This is a genomic window from Pantoea sp. YR525 (genome assembly GCF_900116775.1).
In the GTDB taxonomy this organism is placed as follows: domain Bacteria; phylum Pseudomonadota; class Gammaproteobacteria; order Enterobacterales; family Enterobacteriaceae; genus Pantoea; species Pantoea symbiotica.
The window spans coordinates 257,457-275,945 of record NZ_FPBU01000003.1; the positions used below are offsets into that span (position 1 = coordinate 257,457).

Annotated in this window: 14 protein-coding genes; 12 read left to right on the top strand and 2 right to left on the bottom strand. The window is 56.2% G+C overall.

Annotation, left to right across the window (positions count from 1 at the left end):
• Positions 1 to 83 precede the first annotated feature (83 nt).
• From BM323_RS07720 to BM323_RS07735, 4 genes are read left to right on the top strand one after another with little or no spacing between them, the layout of a single operon-like run.
• Positions 84 to 1,523: a circularly permuted type 2 ATP-grasp protein gene (locus BM323_RS07720; RefSeq protein ID WP_008103320.1), complete on the top strand. Its 1,440-nt coding sequence runs from the start codon at positions 84 to 86 to the stop codon at positions 1,521 to 1,523.
• Positions 1,517 to 2,446 (top strand): alpha-E domain-containing protein, encoded by a 930-nt coding sequence (locus tag BM323_RS07725; protein ID WP_008103318.1) that lies wholly within the window; start codon positions 1,517 to 1,519, stop codon positions 2,444 to 2,446. Before BM323_RS07720 ends, BM323_RS07725 begins: the two co-directional genes overlap by 7 nt.
• Positions 2,443 to 3,243, top strand: a complete 801-nt coding sequence (locus BM323_RS07730; protein WP_008103316.1) for a transglutaminase family protein — start codon at positions 2,443 to 2,445, stop codon at positions 3,241 to 3,243. The genes BM323_RS07725 and BM323_RS07730 overlap by 4 nt, the downstream gene beginning before the upstream one ends.
• Positions 3,244 to 3,260: 17 nt before the next feature.
• The gene (locus BM323_RS07735) at positions 3,261 to 3,965 is read left to right on the top strand and encodes a proteasome-type protease (RefSeq protein ID WP_008103315.1); all 705 of its coding nucleotides are present in this window, start codon (positions 3,261 to 3,263) and stop codon (positions 3,963 to 3,965) included.
• Positions 3,966 to 4,000: 35 nt separating this feature from the next.
• Here BM323_RS07735 and BM323_RS07740 read toward each other — a convergent pair whose 3' ends face one another.
• Positions 4,001 to 4,621, bottom strand: a complete 621-nt coding sequence (locus BM323_RS07740; protein ID WP_008103313.1) for a response regulator — start codon at positions 4,619 to 4,621, stop codon at positions 4,001 to 4,003.
• Positions 4,622 to 4,892: 271 nt separating this feature from the next.
• Here BM323_RS07740 and BM323_RS07745 point away from each other — a divergent pair, with 271 nt between their 5' ends.
• The 5 genes from BM323_RS07745 to BM323_RS07765 all read left to right on the top strand — a co-directional run bounded on the left by BM323_RS07745 (position 4,893) and on the right by BM323_RS07765 (position 13,734).
• Entirely contained in the window at positions 4,893 to 6,593 is a 1,701-nt protein-coding gene (locus BM323_RS07745; protein ID WP_008103311.1) for a bifunctional ornithine lipid synthase OlsF, read from the top strand.
• A gap of 274 nt (positions 6,594 to 6,867) precedes the next feature.
• A complete protein-coding gene (locus BM323_RS07750) occupies positions 6,868 to 7,935 on the top strand; it encodes an ABC transporter ATP-binding protein (protein WP_008103309.1) in 1,068 nt (355 codons plus the stop codon).
• A gap of 24 nt (positions 7,936 to 7,959) precedes the next feature.
• Positions 7,960 to 8,949 carry an ABC transporter substrate-binding protein gene (locus BM323_RS07755; protein WP_008103307.1) on the top strand — a complete coding sequence of 330 codons (990 nt, stop codon included), beginning with the start codon at positions 7,960 to 7,962 and terminating at the stop codon, positions 8,947 to 8,949.
• A gap of 2 nt (positions 8,950 to 8,951) precedes the next feature.
• Positions 8,952 to 10,688 (top strand): ABC transporter permease, encoded by a 1,737-nt coding sequence (locus BM323_RS07760; RefSeq protein ID WP_008103305.1) that lies wholly within the window; start codon positions 8,952 to 8,954, stop codon positions 10,686 to 10,688.
• Between the two features lie 202 nt (positions 10,689 to 10,890).
• Complete coding sequence (locus BM323_RS07765; RefSeq protein ID WP_091003502.1) at positions 10,891 to 13,734, top strand: bifunctional diguanylate cyclase/phosphodiesterase; 2,844 nt, start codon at positions 10,891 to 10,893, stop codon at positions 13,732 to 13,734.
• A gap of 100 nt (positions 13,735 to 13,834) precedes the next feature.
• Here BM323_RS07765 and ftnA read toward each other — a convergent pair whose 3' ends face one another.
• Positions 13,835 to 14,341: a non-heme ferritin gene (gene ftnA, locus BM323_RS07770; protein WP_008103301.1), complete on the bottom strand. Its 507-nt coding sequence runs from the start codon at positions 14,339 to 14,341 to the stop codon at positions 13,835 to 13,837.
• 238 nt (positions 14,342 to 14,579) lie between these two features.
• Here ftnA and BM323_RS07775 point away from each other — a divergent pair, with 238 nt between their 5' ends.
• The 3 genes from BM323_RS07775 to osmY all read left to right on the top strand — a co-directional run bounded on the left by BM323_RS07775 (position 14,580) and on the right by osmY (position 18,408).
• Positions 14,580 to 15,683, top strand: coding sequence for a M20 peptidase aminoacylase family protein (locus BM323_RS07775; protein WP_008103300.1), 1,104 nt, complete (start codon positions 14,580 to 14,582; stop codon positions 15,681 to 15,683).
• Positions 15,684 to 15,942: 259 nt separating this feature from the next.
• Complete coding sequence (prfC, locus tag BM323_RS07780) at positions 15,943 to 17,532, top strand: peptide chain release factor 3 (RefSeq protein ID WP_061720497.1); 1,590 nt, start codon at positions 15,943 to 15,945, stop codon at positions 17,530 to 17,532.
• 261 nt (positions 17,533 to 17,793) lie between these two features.
• Positions 17,794 to 18,408, top strand: coding sequence for a molecular chaperone OsmY (osmY, locus tag BM323_RS07785; protein WP_008103296.1), 615 nt, complete (start codon positions 17,794 to 17,796; stop codon positions 18,406 to 18,408).
• The last annotated feature ends 81 nt before the right edge of the window (positions 18,409 to 18,489 follow it).

An 18,489-nucleotide genomic window follows, 5' to 3' on the forward strand; every position in this document is an offset into this window, starting at 1 on the left:
CGGCGCGTGTGCCATGCCGGGGGCAAGCCTCTGGCACAGTTTGTGCAGGAGAGAAATATCTCTAGACAAGCGCCGGGTAAATCATGAAAGAAAGCTACCAGATAGCATCGCACTTCTATGATGAGATGTTGCTGAGCGATGGCCAACACCGCGCTCACTACCAGCAATACTGGGAATGGTTACAACAGGCGGACAAAGAGGCAGTGGCGCGCAAGCGCGAAGAGGCGGAACTGCTGTTTCATCGCGTCGGTATCACCTTTAACGTCTACGGTGATGATGGCGGCGCGGAACGTTTAATTCCTTTCGACAGCGTGCCGCGAATTATTCCTGCCAGCGAGTGGGCAATGCTCGATCGCGGCATTCGCCAGCGCGTGCAGGCCCTCAACGCCTTCCTGCACGACATCTATCATCAGCAACTGATCCTCAAAGCGGGCATCGTGCCTGCCGAACAGGTGCTGGTGAACGATCAATATCAGCCCTGTATGCAAGGCGTCGATCTGCACCGCAACATCTACGCGCACATTGTCGGTGTGGATATGGTGCGCAATAACGATGGCGAATATTACGTGCTGGAGGACAATCTGCGCACGCCGTCTGGCGTCTCCTACATGCTGGAGAACCGCAAGATGATGATGCGCCTCTATCCGGAGTTGTTCGCCGGGCAGCACATCGCGCCGGTTGAGCGTTATCCCTCGCATCTGCTGCAAACCCTGCGGGAAAGCTCGCCGGTCAACGATCCGGTGGTGGTAGTGCTGACGCCGGGTCGTTTTAACAGCGCCTATTTCGAGCACAGTTTCCTTGCGCAGCAGATGGGCGTTGAGCTGGTGGAGAGCGCCGATCTATTTGTGAAAGATGGCGCGGTGATGATGCGTACCACCGCCGGACCGTGCAAAGTCGATGTGATCTATCGCCGCGTGGATGATGCCTTCCTCGATCCACTGGCGTTCCGCCCGGATTCGATGCTCGGCGTGCCGGGCTTATTATCGGTATATCGATCTGGCAACGTGGTGCTGGCGAACGCGATCGGCACCGGCGTCGCCGATGACAAATCGATCTATCCGTATGTGCCGGACATGATCCGCTTCTATCTCGACGAAGATCCGATCCTTAATAACGTGCCGACCTGGCAATGCCGCAAACCGCAGGATCTCACCTATGTGCTCGCCAATCTGGCGAAAATGGTGGTGAAAGAGGTACACGGCGCGGGTGGTTACGGCATGTTGATTGGGCCGGTGGCGAGCCAGCAGGAGCTGAGTGATTTCCGCGACCGCCTCAAAGCGCGGCCAGAAAACTACATCGCGCAGGACACGCTGTCGCTCTCGACTTGCCCGACCTTTATCGACAACGGCCTCGCGCCACGCCATATCGATCTGCGTCCGTTTGCGCTGTGCGGCGCGGATATTCGTCTGGTGCCCGGCGGCTTAACTCGCGTGGCGTTGAACGAAGGTTCGCTGGTGGTGAACTCGTCGCAGGGCGGCGGCACCAAGGACACGTGGGTTCTGGAGGATGACGCATCATGCTAAGCCGCACGGCCAGTGGCCTCTATTGGATGGCGCGCTATCTCGAACGCGCAGAACAACTCGCACGCGTGTTGGACGTGACCAATCGTTTGTCATTAATGCCGGTGCGCGGCAGCCAGGGCGATGAGCTGCTGCTGCCGCTCAATCTCACCGGCACACGTGAACTGTTTGAAACCCTGAATGGCCGCTTCACCATGCCGCAGCTGTTCAACTTCTTCGCCCTCGACGACCGCAATCCGTGCAGCATTTTTAGCTGCTGGCAGGAGGCGTGGAACAACGCGCATGCGGTGCGCGGCAGTTTGTCGTCGGAAGTGTGGGAGAGCATCAACTCGACGTGGATTGAGATGCGCAATACGCGGCGGCGCGGCATTACCAGCGCGAACGCCGACACCTTTTTCGATTGGGTGAAAGAGCGCTCGCACCTGTTTCGTGGCGCGATGTTCGGCACCTTGCTGCGCGGCGATGCGATGAGTTTTATCCGTATCGGCACCTTGATGGAGCGCAGCGACGGGACTGCGCGTTTGCTGAGCGTGAATCAGCAATTGCTGGAGCAGCAGTCGGATTCGGTACGCGAGTATTATTGCCTCGACACCTTATTGCGCGCGGTATCGGCGCGTGAAGCTTACAACGCCATCTTCAAGCAGCAATTGTTGCCCGATCTGGTCAATGAGATGCTGATCCTGCGCAGCGAAAGTCCGCGATCGCTGCACTCCTGTATTGATGAGATCGCCACACAGTTAGAGAACATCGGCAGCAGCGGCGAAGATCGCCCGCGCTATTTGATCACCGTGCTGCTGGCCGAGATGCGCTTCAGTACCTGGGAAAGCCTGACTCAGGAAGGCTTGTATCACTGGCTCAATGAATTCCTGACGCGCCTGAATGCGCTGGCAGACAGCATCAATCACACCTATCTGGAGGCGAAATGAGACTAAACATCGAGCATAAAACCCGTTACGCCTATGAACATCAGGTGACACTCAGCACCCAATATCTGCGCCTGACGCCGCAAAATTCGGTGCATCAGCAGATAATCTCGTGGGATCTCGAGCTGCCGTGTGAAGCCACCTGCACCCAGGATGCGTACGGCAATGTAATGCATGTGCTGACGCTGGATACGCCGCATCAGCAGTTGGATATCGCCGCGCGTGGTGTGGTGGAGATCCTTGATGATGGCGAATGGGCGCCCGATCCAGAATCGTTATTGTCGCCGTTGGTGTTTCTGCGCTCGTCGCCGCTGACGCAGCCTGACGGTGAAATCCGTGAGTTCGCCAAGCGCTACTGGCGACCGGAAAAACCACTGGCCAGCCTGGAAAAACTCATGGACGAACTGCTGCTGAAGATGCCGTATCGTCCCGGTAGCACTCTGGTCACTGATGCCGCCACGAAAGTATTTGCCGCCGGCAGCGGCGTTTGCCAGGATCACAGTCACGTGTTTCTCGCCTGCTGTCGTAGTCTGGGGATTCCGGCGCGCTATGTAAGCGGCTATCTCTATACTGAAAACGTTGAGCACGTCGCCACTCACGCCTGGGTTGAAGCCTGGCTGGATGGCAGTTGGCACAGCTTTGATATCACCAATAATACCCGCAGCACGCGCCAGCATTTACGCCTGGCGGTCGGCGTGGATTATCTCGATGCGTGTCCGGTGCGCGGTATGCGGCTGGGCGGCGGCGGTGAAGATATGCTGGCGGTGGCTGCGGTGCTTCAGGTGCATGCGCAGCAGTAATCAGAACAGGCGTGACTATGACTTATTGTGTGGCAATGCGTTTATCGTCAGGGATGATTTTTGTATCCGATTCACGCACCAATGCGGGCGTCGATCATATTTCCTCGTTCCGCAAATTGCATGTGTTTCAGGTCGATGATGAACGCACGCTGGTGCTGCAAAGTGCCGGCAATCTGGCCACCACGCAGAGCGTGCTGAGCCTGCTGCGACGCAACAACGGCGATAGCGATCAACCGAATTTACTGAATGGACGATCGCTGTATGACATTGCGCTGATGGTGGGCGAAACGCTGCGCGAGGTGATCAAGCGCGATGGCGAGGAGTTTGGCGGCACGCTGCTGCTGGGCGGGCAGATTCGCGGCGAAGAGCCGCGACTGTTCCAGATCTACCCGCAGGGCAACTTCATCGAAGCCAGCGTCGATACGCCGTATTTTCAGATTGGTGAAAGCAAGTACGGTAAACCGATCATTGACCGCGTGCTGCGTTACGAAACGCCGCTGAGTCAGGCGATGCAGTGCGCGTTGATTTCGATGGATTCGACGCTGGCGAGTAATATTTCGGTGGGCTTGCCGCTGGATGTGATGGTCTATCGCACCGACAGTTTTAGCGACAGCGAGCAATATCACATCACCGAACATCATCCCTATTTTTCACAAATTCGTCAGCTGTGGAGTAAAGGCCTGTTAAGTGTCTTTTCACAGCTGCCGCCGTTGAAGCTCTAAATTAGTAGGGTCGCCATTTATGGCGACCTGGTTTTTCACACTAACTCATTCATCTTCGCAGTCATATTAATTCCGCTAATCCCTTTCAATCCTAATTTGCGCAGGATTTTTATTTTATAGGTACTCACAGTTTTACTACTCAACTGCAATTGTGAAGCGATCTCTTTATTACTCATTCCCGACGCGAGTTTGACTAAAACAATCAATTCACGTCGCGTCAGGCTCATCAATTTCTCGCTTTCAATCAATTCGCCGGCATCAGCAGCGGCATGGGTTACGGGATAAAAACGTTTGCCGTGTTCCACTTCTTTTATTGCGGTAATCAGCGTGTCTAAATTCCCGCGCTTGTAGACATAACCTTCAACGCCTAATTGCAAGCAACATCGTTGATAAAAAAGGCTTTCTGACGCAGTAAATACGATGATTTTCTGTTCTGGCATCGCGCGCTTGATATCCGCAATCAGCGGAATACCGGCACGACCGGGCATGGTGAGATCAAGCAGTAAAACGTCCGGACGCATTTGGTGTAACTCGGTAATCAGTAAATCTCCTTTCTGCGCAATGCCGACAATTGCATAGTGATAAGAATCTAATAGTGCCTGAATACCCGCACAGATTAGCGGATGGTCATCAACAATAAATACCGAATGAATCATATGTGTAGCCCAGAAAAAAAAGAAAAAACCCAAGGGTTAAAACACTCATAAAAAACACAACCAGAGGTGTGACCAGATTAATTCACGGGGCTTAACATTAAGATTTAAGCCATGTCTTGAATTTCTCCTTTTAAGATCAATCGATGGTTTTTATGCGTTAGAACAATGCGCCTTGCTGATTTATCCATTCTTACTGGGCGGCAGTCATAAATCTGAAAACAAGCCGTTTTAACGTCGAGGCGATAAACCGCTGCGCATAAAAAGGTGAATGATGTTTTCAGTTGATCAGCTTCTCGATACTTACTGGCCTGGCCATCAACCGGCGAACTGGCAAAAAAAAGCCCTGAAATGGGCGGTTCGTGAACATGAATTCCAGGCATTTGCCGCCCGCTATCGCCACCTCAAAGGCGTGGATATGGTGGAGCAAGTGCTGGAGCACCTGGATGTGCGTTGTGAACTGAGCGAGCGCGATTTAGAGCAGATCCCAACGCGCGGCCCGGTGGTAATTGTTGCCAATCATCCGCTCGGTGCACTGGACGGCCTGGCACTGCTGGCGGCGGTTTCGCAGGTGCGGCGCGATGTGAAAATTGTCGCTAACCGCATGTTGATGATGCTGGAACCGATCAACAACATGATGCTGCCGGTGGATAACATGGGCAACCGCACCAGCCGCGAACAGCTGACGCACATGCAGCAGCATCTGGATAATCAGGGCGTACTGATCATCTTCCCAGCGGGTGAAGTGTCGCGCCTTTCCAGCCGTGGCGTGCGCGATCGTCACTGGCATCACAGCTTCTTACGTCTCGCCGCCCGCGCTCGCGCGCCAATCGTGCCGGTGCATGTGGTGGGACGCAACAGCCTGGCGTTCTACGCCGCCGCTAAAATTGCCTCGCCGCTGGCATTACTGATGCTGGTGCGCGAAATGTTTCGCCAGCGCGGTTCGCGCATCAAGCTGCACATCGGCGAGCAGATCCCGTTTGCCAACTGGCATGATGGCCACACGCCGGGCAAAGAGCTGGCGAAGCGGCTGCGCAAACATCTGTATCGCATTGGACAAGGGCGGCGTGGCCTGTTCCAGACCGAAGCGGCGATTGCGCGCCCGGAAGATCGCGCCGAGCTGAAAAAAGCGCTGATGGAGAGCGAGCGACTCGGCACGCTGCCGGATGGCAAGCAGATCTACCTGTGGCGACGTAACGGTGCCAGCTGGGTGCCGTTGCTGCGTGAGCTTGGACGTTTACGTGAAGTGGCGTTTCGCGCAGTGGGCGAGGGCAGCGGCCGTCGTCGCGACCTCGACAAATACGATGACGATTACTATCACCTGATTCTGTGGGATGACGATGCGCTGGAAATCGTCGGTGCCTATCGCTTTACTCCCGGCGCTGAGCAGCTGGAGCGCCGCGGGCTGGAAGGTATTTATAGCGACAGCCTGTTCCACTATGACGAGCGCATGTTGCCGATCATCAATCAAGGTCTGGAGCTGGGGCGCAGTTTTATTCAGCCCGCCTATTGGGGTAAACGCGGCCTCGATTATTTGTGGATGGGCATTGGTGCCTACATCGCCAGGTATCCGGAAACCCGCTATCTGTTTGGTCCGGTCTCGATCTCGGGCGGCATGCCGCTGGCGGCGCGCGATCTGCTGGTGGCGTTCTATCGCCTGTATTTCCCCACCGAACTGCCGCTGGCAACCTCACGCCGCCCTTATCCGGCTTCGCTGCCGGAAGTGTTAGCGCAGTTCACCGGCGATAACTACAGCGAAGATTTACGTCGGTTGAAGCATCTGCTGGCGAATCTCGGCACCGCCATTCCCACGCTCTACAAGCAATATTCCGAGGTGTGCGAGCCGGGCGGCGTGCAGTTTATCGATTTCGGCAGCGATCCCGATTTCAACAACTGTATCGATGGTTTGGTGCTGGTGGATCTGACGCGGGTAAAGCCCGCGCGTTATGAGCGCTATATCGGCATGCACCTGTGAATCGGTCGCCATGAATGGCGACCCTACGACGGGACCCGAGCAATTGTAGGGGCGACATTTATGGCGACCTGGTTGGTTGCATTGTGTGAATCGGTCGCCATGAATGGCGACCCTACGACGGGATACCAGCATTTGTAGGGTCGCCATTTATGGCGACCTGGTTTGAAGCATGCATTTGTAGGGGCGCCATTTATGGCGACCTGGCCCAATGTCATGGAATCGTCATCACAGTGTCGTAGGGTCTTAGCCGGACTGTTAGCGAAAGGCCAGAAACATGGCATCAATCACACTGCGCGGGCTGCGCAAATCCTTTGCGGCGCAGCCGGTATTGCAAGACATCTCGCTGCAGATTGCGCAGGGAGAATTCATCGCCGTATTGGGGCCGTCGGGCTGCGGCAAAACCACCTTGCTGCGCCTGCTGGCCGGATTTGAAACCGCCGATGGCGGAGAAATTCACGTTGGCGACCGCTGCTTCGCCGCGCCGGGCGTGCATCTGCCGCCGGAAGATCGCCAGCTTGGCGTGGTGTTCCAGAGCTACGCGCTGTGGCCGCATATGACGGTGGCGGAGAATGTCTCCTACAGCCTGAAAGTCAACGGTGTAGCGCGTGCCGATCGCGAGCGCCGCACGCAGCAGGCGCTGGAGCTGGTGGGATTAGAAGCGTTCGCCGCACGTCGTCCTGCCGATCTCTCCGGCGGCCAGCGTCAGCGTGTGGCGCTGGCGCGTTGTTTAGTGGCGCAGCCAACGCTGGTTTTGCTCGATGAGCCGCTCGCCAACCTTGATGTCCACCTGCGCGCCACCATGGAAGAGGAGTTTCGCCGCTTCCATCATCACAGCCGCGCCACCTTGCTCTACATCACCCACGATCAACATGAAGCGATGGCGCTGGCCGATCGCATCGTGGTGATGGATGCCGGGCGCGTGATGCAGTTCGCCACGCCGCAAACGCTGTGGCGCGAACCGGCGAATGCCATGGTCGCGCGCTTTATTGACGACGGCAAAGTGCTGCCGATCAGCGATATCGAACCGCTCGGCGATGGCCGCGCCTTTGCCACGCTGTGCGGCCTACGCGTGCCGCTACGCTGCGCGCGGGATCAGCGCCCGCAGCCACAGGCGCAAGCCAGTTTTCACGCGGTGGATTTCCACTTAGCCGCGCCGGGCGAACCTCAGTTTGTCGCGCGTGTGCAACGAGTGATTTATCGCGGCGGCCATCACCAACTGAATGTGGTGCCGCTGGATGCGCCCGAGTGCAGCATCACGCTGCTGCTGGCCGATCAACCTTTACCCGCTGTCGACGCCACTGTCGGTGTGGCGCTGCGCGACGGCTGGATTCTTCCTTCTTAACTCTTAAACCTTCAGGGAAATGCTATGCGTACGTCGTTCAACGTGTTGATGTTAGCCAGTGGATTATTCGTTTCTGCCGCCAGCCTTGCCGATGAGGCACCGGCGGGAAAATTGGTGGTTTACACCTCGCAGGCACCGGAAATTGCCCAGCAAACCATGGATGCCTTCAAAGCTGCTTATCCCAATGTGCAGGTCGAATGGACGCGCAACGGCACCACGCAGTTAATGAACGTGCTGCGTACCGAAATGATGAGCGGCGAAGCTAAGCCGGATGTGCTGCTGATTGCCGATGCCATCAACCTTGGCGCGCTGAAAAACGAAAATCATCTCTACAGCTACAGCGATGCGCCGCTCAGCCACATCAATCCGTCGTTCTACGATAAAGACAAAACCTTCTTTGGCACTAAAATCATCGCCACCGTGATTGCTTACAACACCCAGCACGCGCAGCCGATTGATAGCTGGAACGCGCTGGCGGTCGATGCCAATAAAGGGCAGATTGCGGTGCCAAGCCCGCTCTACTCCGGCGCGGCGCTCTACAAGCTGCACACCGATATCAACACGCCGTCGATTGGCTGGAGCTTCTATAAGAAGCTGGCGGCCATCGGCGTTGCGCCGCAGGGAGGCAACGGACCGGCGCTGAAAGCGGTCGCCAGCGGGCTGGATAAGTACGGCATCATCACCGACGCCGACGTGATTCTGGCGAAGAAAAAGGGTTCGCCGGTGGATCTGGTCTATCCGAAAGAGGGCGTTTCCTATGTCACCGAGCCGGTTGCCATCATGAAAACCGCGCACAACCTGCCGGCCGCCAAAGCCTTCGTCAACTTTATGCTCTCCGAGCAAGGCCAGAAGCTGGTGGTCGAGCAGGGCAACCGTCCGGTGGATGATCGCGTCTCAGCACCGGAAGGCTTCACGCCGATCAATAAAATCAAACTGCTGTCGCCGGACGTAGCGAAAGCGATCAAAGAAGATGCGGCAGTGCGCGATCAGTTCACCGCGCTGTTCGGCGGCTAAGCATGAGCGTGTTGAGCAACGAATGGCGCAGTGCGGCGCGCAAAGCGCCGCGCGTCAACAGCGAACGGCTGATTCTGGCATTGATGGTGCTGCTGATAGGTTTGCTGTCGGTGGCGCCGCTGATGCGGCTGGTGTGGACCGCCATTGCGCCCAACGGCGTGCCGGACATCGCGCGCTTAACGCGCCTGCTGGCGAGCGATCGCGTGTTGATCGCCAGCGGCAATACCTTGCTCATCGCGCTCAGTTCTACCCTGATTTCCGTGGTGCTCGGCACCGCCGCCGCATGGCTGGTGGCGCTCAGCGATCTGCGCGCTAAAACCGCGTGGGTGTTTGCGTTTATCCTGCCGCTGATGATTCCGCCGCAGGTGACTGCGCTGGCCTGGCTGCAGGCGCTGGCACCGAGCAGTCCGCTGGCGCTGCTGTTCGCCACGCTAGGATTGCCGTGGTTTGCGCCCGGCGAGCAGCCGCTCTATTCCTTAACCGGCATTGTGCTGCTGCTCGGCACGCACAATGCGCCGCTGGTGTTTCTCACCGTACGCGCCGGTCTGCGCCGTTTGCCTGCCGATTTGGTGGAAGCGGCGCAGGCCAGCGGTGCGTCTCGCGCACGCATTCTGTTCACCATTGTACTGCCGCTGGCGCGCCCGGCGATTTTTGCCGGAGCCGCGCTGACCTTTGTCGCGGCGGCGGGCAACTTCGGTATTCAGGCGATGCTGGGGATCCCGGCGCGCGTGCCAACGCTGATCACGCTGGTGTATCAGCAGCTGAATGGTATTGGCCCGAGTGCGCTGCCGAACACGGCGGTGTATGCGTTATTGATTGCGGTGATCACGTTAGCGGGCATGGCGGCCAGCGCCTGGCTAGGCGGACGCCATGATGTGCGCGTCAACGGTGCGCCGCGTTTGTGGCAGCAATCGCTGGGGCGCGGGCGTGTGGCGATTGAAGGCGTCGCCTGGCTGTGGATGGCGCTGACCTTGCTGTTACCGCTCAGCGCGCTGCTAATCACCGCGCTCACCAGCGGCTTTGGCCAGGTGCTCAGCTGGCAAACACTGACGCTGGAGAACTTCCGCGCCGCGTTGTGGGGCTATCCGGCGGTGCGGCACGCGTTTCTCACCAGCCTCGGATTAACCACGTTGGCGGCGCTGATTTTGACGGTTTGCGCGCTGTTTCTTGCCTACTTCCTCAGCTGGCGTCGAACCAAACTGGTGCGCGGTTTGTGGCTGGCGAGTGAACTCACCTATGCGCTGCCGGGCATTGTCACCGGCGTGGCGGCAATGTTGTTCTTCCTGCGTCCGCTGCCGATCGTCAACGTTTCGCTGTACGGCACGGTGTGGATCATTCTCGCCGCTTATCTGGCGAACTTCCTCGCGCTGGTGTTGCGCCCGACGTTAGCCGGATTTGCTCAACTGGAACCGGCACTGGATGAAGCCGCACGCTTGTGCGGCGCCGGTTTTCTGCGCCGCATGCGCGACATCTTGCTGCCGCTGGCGGCACCTTCCGCGCTGGCGGGCAGCGTGCTGGTGTTTCTTACCGCGCTGAATGAAATCCAGGTTTCGGTGTTACTGGTCACCTCGCAAACGCAAACCATCGGGCCGACCATTGTGTTTCTCGATGAAGGCGGATCCGCTTCGCTGGCGGCGGCGGTCGGCTGCCTGATGATTGTGGTGGTGTGCTTATTAATGGCGCTGGCGACTCGCCTGACCCGACGCCTGCCGCACGGCATTTTGCCGTGGCAAGCGTAACGCCAGCCTGCCGTCAACGCATGATGATTTATGAAGTATCCTGCTGAACATTTTCTCGCCACTGCCGATAACTTACCTACCAACATTTGTCTGTGGATGAATAGCGCTTGTCAGCGCTGCGTATTTGCGCTTAAGTCTGCATGATAATTAAGAATTTTCTTAATAGTCTCGACGATACCAGGCCAGCAATAGGCGAATAACAATGAATAATAACTCTGACGTCATGTACCGACTGTTGGTACAGAGCGTGGTGGATTACGCCATTTACATGCTCAAACCCGATGGCACCGTGGCGAACTGGAACGCCGGCGCGCAACGTGCCAAAGGCTACACGCCCGATGAAATCGTGGGGAAGAATTTTGCGCTGTTTTACAGCGAAGAGGATCGCAAAAACGGCGCGCCGCAGCGCGGGCTGGCGATAGCAACGGCGACCGGGCGCTTCGAAACCGAAGGTTGGCGCTATCGTAAAGATGGCAGCGCGTTTTGGGCGCATGTGGTGATCGACGCCATCCGCGATGAATTTGGTGAGCTGCTGGGCTTTGCCAAAATCACCCGCGACTGCACCGAGCAGCAAGAGCAACAGCGCAAACAGCGTGAGCAGGAACAGCGTTTCCGCATGCTGGTGGAAGGCGTTAGCGATTACGCCATCTATATGCTCGATTTGGACGGCAACGTTGAAAATTGGAACGTAGGCGCACAGCGCGCGAAGGGCTACGTTGCCGAAGAGATCGTTGGACAGCACTTCTCACGCTTCTACAGCGCGCAGGATCGACTAAATCATATCCCGGAAAAAAACCTCACCACCGCCTTTAAAACCGGCCGTTTCGAAGACGAAGGCTACCGTTACCGCAAAGATGGCAGCGCGTTTTGGGCGCATGTCATCATTGATGCGATCCGCGATGATGCGGGCAAGCTGATCGGTTACGCCAAAATTACCCGCGACTGCACCGAACAGCAGGCGCTGCTGCGTAAACAGCACGAGCAGGAGAAGAATTTCCGCTTGCTGGTGGAAGGGGTGCGCGATTACGCCATCTATATGCTGGATGTGCAGGGCCGCGTGGTGAACTGGAACAACGGGGCGCAGCGCGCCAAAGGTTATGTGGCTGACGAGATTGTCGGCCAGCACTTTTCGGTGTTTTACAGTTCAGCGGAACGTAATGCCAACGCGCCCGAAGCCAACCTCGGCATTGCGTTGAAAACCGGCCGTTTCGAAGATGAGGGCTGGCGCTACCGCAAAGATGGCTCGGCTTTTTGGGCGCATGTCGTCATTGAGGCAATCCGGGATGAGAGCGGCAAAATGATCGGTTTTGCCAAAATTACCCGCGATATCACTGAACGCCGTGAGAACGAACAGCAGCTGCTGCGCGCGCGCGATCTGGCGCAATCGCAGAGTGCTAAAATGTCGGAGCTGTCGGGCTTCCTCGACACCATCATCAGCAATATTCCATCGTGCGTGATTGTGGAAGATGCCATCAGCCGTGAAATCCTGATGGTGAACGACAAAGCCGAGCAGCTGTTTGGCGTCAACAAAGCGCTGATCATGCATAAACGCCCGCACGAATGTATGTCGGCGGAACTGGGCGATTACTTCAACAGCCTGGCGGATGTGGCGCTGCGCAGCGAAGGTATTCATTCGCGTGAACAGCTGCTGCTGACGGCGGGCGGCGAGCGTATTCTGCATACGCGCGCCACCACCATCAGCGGCAAAGATATGCGTCAGAACTACGTGATGCTGATTGTCGAAGACGTGACCGACCAGCGCGAAGCCGATGCGCGCATCCGTCATATGGCGCATCACGATAATCTCACCAGCCTGCCGAACCGCGTGCTGTTCCGCCAGAAACTCAGCGAAGCGCTGCGCGTGGATAATCAGAATAACCAGGTCAGCGCCACGCTGTGTCTCGATCTCGATAACTTCAAAAACGTCAACGATGCGCTCGGCCATCAGATTGGTGATGACCTGCTGCGCGTGGTGGCGAAACGCCTGCGCAGCGCGCTACGCGATCACGATACGCTGGCGCGTATTGGCGGCGACGAGTTTGCCATCGTGCTGCCGAATGTTCGTTCTGCTGATGAAGCGGCGGTGGTGGCGCAGCGGCTGATCGAGGGAATCCGTCCGCCAATTAATGTTGAAGGACATAACCTGTCGGTGGGTTTGAGCGTCGGTATCGCGCTCACCTCGCAAACCACCAACACGCCGGAACATATGCTGCGCTGCGCCGATATGGCGCTGTATGAAGCGAAACGTAATGGCCGCAATCGCTTCGAACACTTCACCATAGAAATGGACGATCAGGCGCGCAGTCGTCGCGTGATTGAGAACGATCTGCGCGAGGCGATCTCCGGTCGTCAGCTCAAGCTCTATTACCAACCGATCACCGACGAGAAGGGCATCATCGGCTATGAAGCGCTGATGCGCTGGCATCACCCGATTAAAGGGCTGATCATGCCGAACGATTTCATCCCGATCGCCGAAGAGACCGGCTTGATTCATATGCTTGGCGCTTACGCGCTGTATGAAGCCTGCCGGGAAGCGCAAAGCTGGAACACCGAACAATCGGTGTCGGTGAACCTGTCGCCGTTGCAGTTTAAGAACAGCTCGCTGGTTTCGGTGGTGGAAGGCGCGCTGCGTGAATCGGGACTGGCGCCGCATCGGCTGGAAGTGGAGATCACCGAATCGGTGCTGCTGGACGATACGCTCGGGAATATCCGCACGCTGCAGAGTTTGAAAACCCTTGGCGTGCAGATTGCGCTGGATGATTTCGGCACCGGCTACTCATCGCTCAGCTATTTGCGTTCTTTCCCGTTCGACAAGATCAAAATCGATAAGTCGTTCATCAACGATATGGGCGACAGCCGCGAGGCGCTGGCGATTATCCGCGCCATTACTGGTATGAGTCGTAGCCTCGATATTCAGATCACCGCCGAAGGCGTGGAGAGCGGCGAGCAGTACGCCAAACTGCGTGAAGAGGGTTGTACGCTGTTCCAGGGTTATTTCTTTGGCCGTCCGCAGCCATCGGAGTTGCGGTTGAAAGAGTTGGAGTAAATGCGTTGGTCTCGGTCGCCATAAATGGCGACCCTACAAAGCATAAAAAAACGCCCGACATGTCGGGCGTTCTCTGTTTTGCTGTGTGTAATCTTTATTATTATGCGCCGTGGCCGTCGACAGACATGTGGCCGAGATCTTTATCCACCAGGAACAGGCCTTCGCCTTTGGTGCCGACCATCGCCAGTTTATCCAGCACGGTTTTGAACAGCTTCTCTTCTTCATGCTGCTCGGCAACGTACCACTGCAGGAAGTTGAAGGTTGAGTAATCCTGCGTGGTCAATGCGGTGTGCACCAGCTCGTTGATTTTTTTGGTGATCAGCTGCTCATGCTTCAGCGCTTCTTCCAGCACGTCGTTCAGTGACGTCCAGCTAATGGCCGGAGCGGCAATGCTGCCCAGTACCGGCAAGGCACCGGCATCGCTGACGTAATCAAACAGCTTCTGCATGTGCTGCATCTCTTCACGAGAATGCATTTTCAGGAATGAAGAGGCGCCTTCATAGCCTTTATCGCTGCACCAGGCGCTCATCTGCAGATACAGGTTGGCAGAGAAGAATTCGAGGTTCAGTTGGTCGTTTAAACGCGAGGTCATTTCAGCAGTTAACATGGCTGAGTCCTTTTTAATTTGTCAGGTGAAGTACGGCGAATTATGCATCAATCTATACTTTTTTGTGAAGGACTTTCCTTAAAAAAGTTGAATTTATCTTATTGATTGTAAATGGAATTATTCCACATGTTGAATGCGAAGAGTTCTCACTTTTGACTAATTTTCATTCACGCTGGATTGATTATAGCTGCACATCGGGCGATGCTGAGGCTTGCCTTTACTTGTCAGGAGCTTAGCGGTGTCGAACGTCTTAGAGCATTACCATTTTCTGCATGAAATCCCCGAGCTGGGTTTTCAGGAATTCAAAACCTCTGCTTATATTGCCGATCAGCTGGAAAGCGCCGGAATAAAGGTGACGCGCGGCATCAATAACACCACCGGCATCGTGGCGGAAATCGACAGCGGCGTGCCCGGTCCGGTGCTGGCGCTACGTGCGGATATGGATGCGCTCGGTCATATCATTGACGGCGTGGCGTGTGCGCGTCACACCTGCGGCCACGATGGCCATTCGTCAGTGGTGCTGACGGCAGCGCAAGAGCTATTGAAAGAGGGCGCGATCAAGAAAGGGCGGCTCAAGCTGCTGTTCCAGCCAGCGGAAGAACTCGGTGCCGGCGCGCTGGCGATGATTGAGGGCGGCGCGCTGGATGATGTGGAGATGATTCTCGGCTTCCATGTGCGTCCGCTGGAAGAGTGCCATATTGGGCAGGCGACTCCAGCGGTGATCTACTCCGCCTGCAGCACGCTGGAAGCCACCATCAAAGGTGCACCCGCGCATGCAGCGCGTCCGCATTTGGGCGTTAACGCGCTGGATGCGGCGGTGCAAGCGGTGCAGGCCGTCAACGCCATCCATCTGCCGCCGGATTTGACCTGGAGCGTGAAAGCCACGCGTTTTCTTTGCGATGCGGGCGTGACCAACTCGGTGCCGGATGAGGCGCGCGTGGTGTGGGATTTGCGTTCGCAGGAAAACGCGCCAATGGATGTGCTGAAAGAGAAAGTGACGCTGGCGATTCAGCACAGCGTGGCGGCGTTGGGTGCCACGGCTGACGTGGTGGTGCTGAAAGAGATGCCGGCAGCAGAAATTCATGAAGAAGCCACGGCGGTGATTCGCGCGGCGATTGTCGATGTGCTGGGTGAAGAAGGTTTGCTGGATACCAAAACCACGCCGGGCAGCGAAGATTTCTTCTATTATCCGGTGAAAAATCCGCAGGTGAAAGCCGGTTTCTGGGGGCTGGGAACTAATCTGGTGCCGGGCCTGCATCATCCCGAGATGCGCTTTGAGCTCAGCTCGCTGGAGATTGGCGTGAAGATCTTTAAAGCGGCGGTGGTGCGGGTGTTAGGCTGAATGTGAGTGGGTCGCCATGAATGGCGACCCTACAAGGGCAATACCATGCGGCGATTTCCCCCTTCGGTGAAATATTGTATGCTATGCCGCCTCAATGCTGCCGGGATAATCGGAACTGCCGCCAATGTAGATCGCACACCTCTTGCTGTGAACTGACGCCACTGCGTCGCCATTGGCCGCGTTATCCTGCGGAATGACCCCGAAACGATTTATTCGCAGCGCGCCGCCCGCGTGTTGCCCTTGAAGAAGAATTCACTCAATGTCTAATGCTCCCTTTTTAGAAGAAGTGGCGCGCCGCCGTACTTTTGCGATCATCTCGCATCCGGATGCCGGTAAAACCACAATCACCGAAAAAGTGCTGCTGTTCGGACAGGCGATTCAAACCGCCGGTACCGTCAAAGGCCGCGGCTCCAATCAGCACGCAAAATCGGACTGGATGGAGATGGAGAAACAACGTGGTATCTCCATCACCACCTCGGTGATGCAGTTCCCGTATCGCGACAGCCTCGTGAACCTGCTGGATACCCCAGGACACGAAGACTTCTCCGAAGATACTTACCGTACGCTGACGGCGGTTGACTGCTGTTTGATGGTAATCGACGCCGCGAAAGGTGTTGAAGATCGTACTCGTAAGCTGATGGAAGTCACGCGCCTGCGTGATACGCCGATCATCACCTTTATGAACAAACTCGACCGTGACATCCGCGATCCAATGGAGCTGCTGGATGAAGTGGAGAGCGAGCTGAAGATCGCCTGCGCGCCCATTACCTGGCCGATTGGCTGCGGCAAGTATTTCAAAGGGGTTTATCACCTCTACAACGACGAAACTTACCTGTATCAAACCGGTAAAGGCCACACCATTCAGGAAGTGCGCATCGTTAAAGGTTTGGCTAATCCCGATTTGGACGCAGCGGTGGGTGAAGATCTGGCACAGCAGCTGCGCGATGAGCTGGAGCTGGTGCAGGGCGCCTCGCACGAGTTCGATCAGGAGCTGTTCCTGAGCGGCGAACTCACGCCGGTGTTCTTCGGCACCGCGCTGGGTAACTTCGGCGTTGATCACATGCTGGATGGACTGGTTTCCTGGGCGCCGCGCCCAATGCCACGCAACACCGACACGCGTCTGGTGGAAGCGAAAGAAGAGAAATTCAGCGGCTTCGTGTTTAAGATCCAGGCAAACATGGACCCGAAACACCGCGACCGCGTCGCCTTTATGCGTGTGGTATCCGGCAAGTACGAAAAAGGCATGAAGCTGCGCCAGGTGCGAACCGGTAAAGACGTGGTGATTTCCGATGCACTGACTTTTATGGCCGGTGACCGTTCGCACGTGGAAGAAGCCTATCCGGGCGACATCATTGGTCTGCACAACCACGGCACCATTCAGATCGGCGACACCTTTACCCAAGGTGAAAATATGAAGTTCACCGGCATTCCGAACTTCGCGCCAGAGCTGTTCCGTCGTATTCGCCTGCGCGATCCTCTGAAGCAGAAACAGCTGCTGAAAGGGCTGGTTCAGCTGTCGGAAGAGGGCGCAGTGCAGGTGTTCCGTCCGGTGCATAACAACGATCTGATCGTGGGCGCGGTTGGTGTGCTGCAGTTCGAAGTGGTGGTGGCGCGCCTGAAAAGCGAATACAACGTTGAAGCGATTTACGAAGCCATCAACGTCTCAACCGCTCGCTGGGTTGAGTGTGATGACGCGAAGAAATTCGACGATTTCCAGCGTAAAAACGAAGTGAACCTGGCGCTCGATGGCGGTGATAACCTCACGTATATCGCGCCGACCATGGTGAATCTCAACATCACCCAGGAACGCTATCCTGACGTGCGATTCCGCAAAACGCGCGAGCACTAATCGGCGTTGCCAGCAGGGCCTGTGATTTTAACTGGCCCTGTTTTATTTGTTACAGACTCCTCCTAATTCCGCTGTTTTTTTCTCTTTTTGGCGATATATCAACCACAAGAGACAGCAAAAGCTGTAATCCCTACTACTATTATCCTGTCGGACGAGAAAAGAGACCTTTCGGGTTTCATTACGTCCAGTAACTCAGCAACGCCGTTCGTTGCTGGCGCATCCGCGATAACGGATGAGTTAACTGATAGAAGGATGATATCGATGAATAAGACTAAGATTGCCAAAACCCTGATTGCTGCCCTGGCCGGTTCTGCTCTGCTGAGCGGTGCGGCGTTCGCAGATGAATCACTGTCGCAGAAAGCACAGCAAACCTCCGACAGCGCGGGTGCGAAGATCGATAGCTCTATGAAAAAAGTCGATGGTTATATGGATGACAGCGGCATCACTGCTAAAGCCAAAGCGGCGCTGGTGGATGATGAAGCGATTAAAAGCACGGATATCTCCGTCAAAACGCATGATGGCGTGGTGACACTGAGCGGCTTTGTGGCTTCTCAGGATCAGGCTGAAAAAGCCGTCGCGCTGGTGCAGAAAGTCGAAGGTGTGAAATCCGTCAGCGACAAACTACACGTTAAAGACAGCAAAAATGCTTCTCTGAAAGGTTATGCGGGCGATACCGCAACCACCAGCGAAATTAAAGCTAAGCTGTTAGCAGATGACATCGTGCCATCACGCAACGTTAAGGTGGAAACCACCGACGGCGTGGTGCAGTTATCAGGGGAAGTGGCGAACCAGGCACAGTCCGATCGTGCTGAGAAAATCGCCAAAGCCATTGAAGGCGTGAAAAGCGTGAAGAATGACCTGAAGGTGAAATCTTAACGCGAGCGACTCGGCACCCGCTGGTGCCGTTTCGTAATAAAAACAAAGGTGTAAATAAGCAGTTCGATTTTCACAATGGTA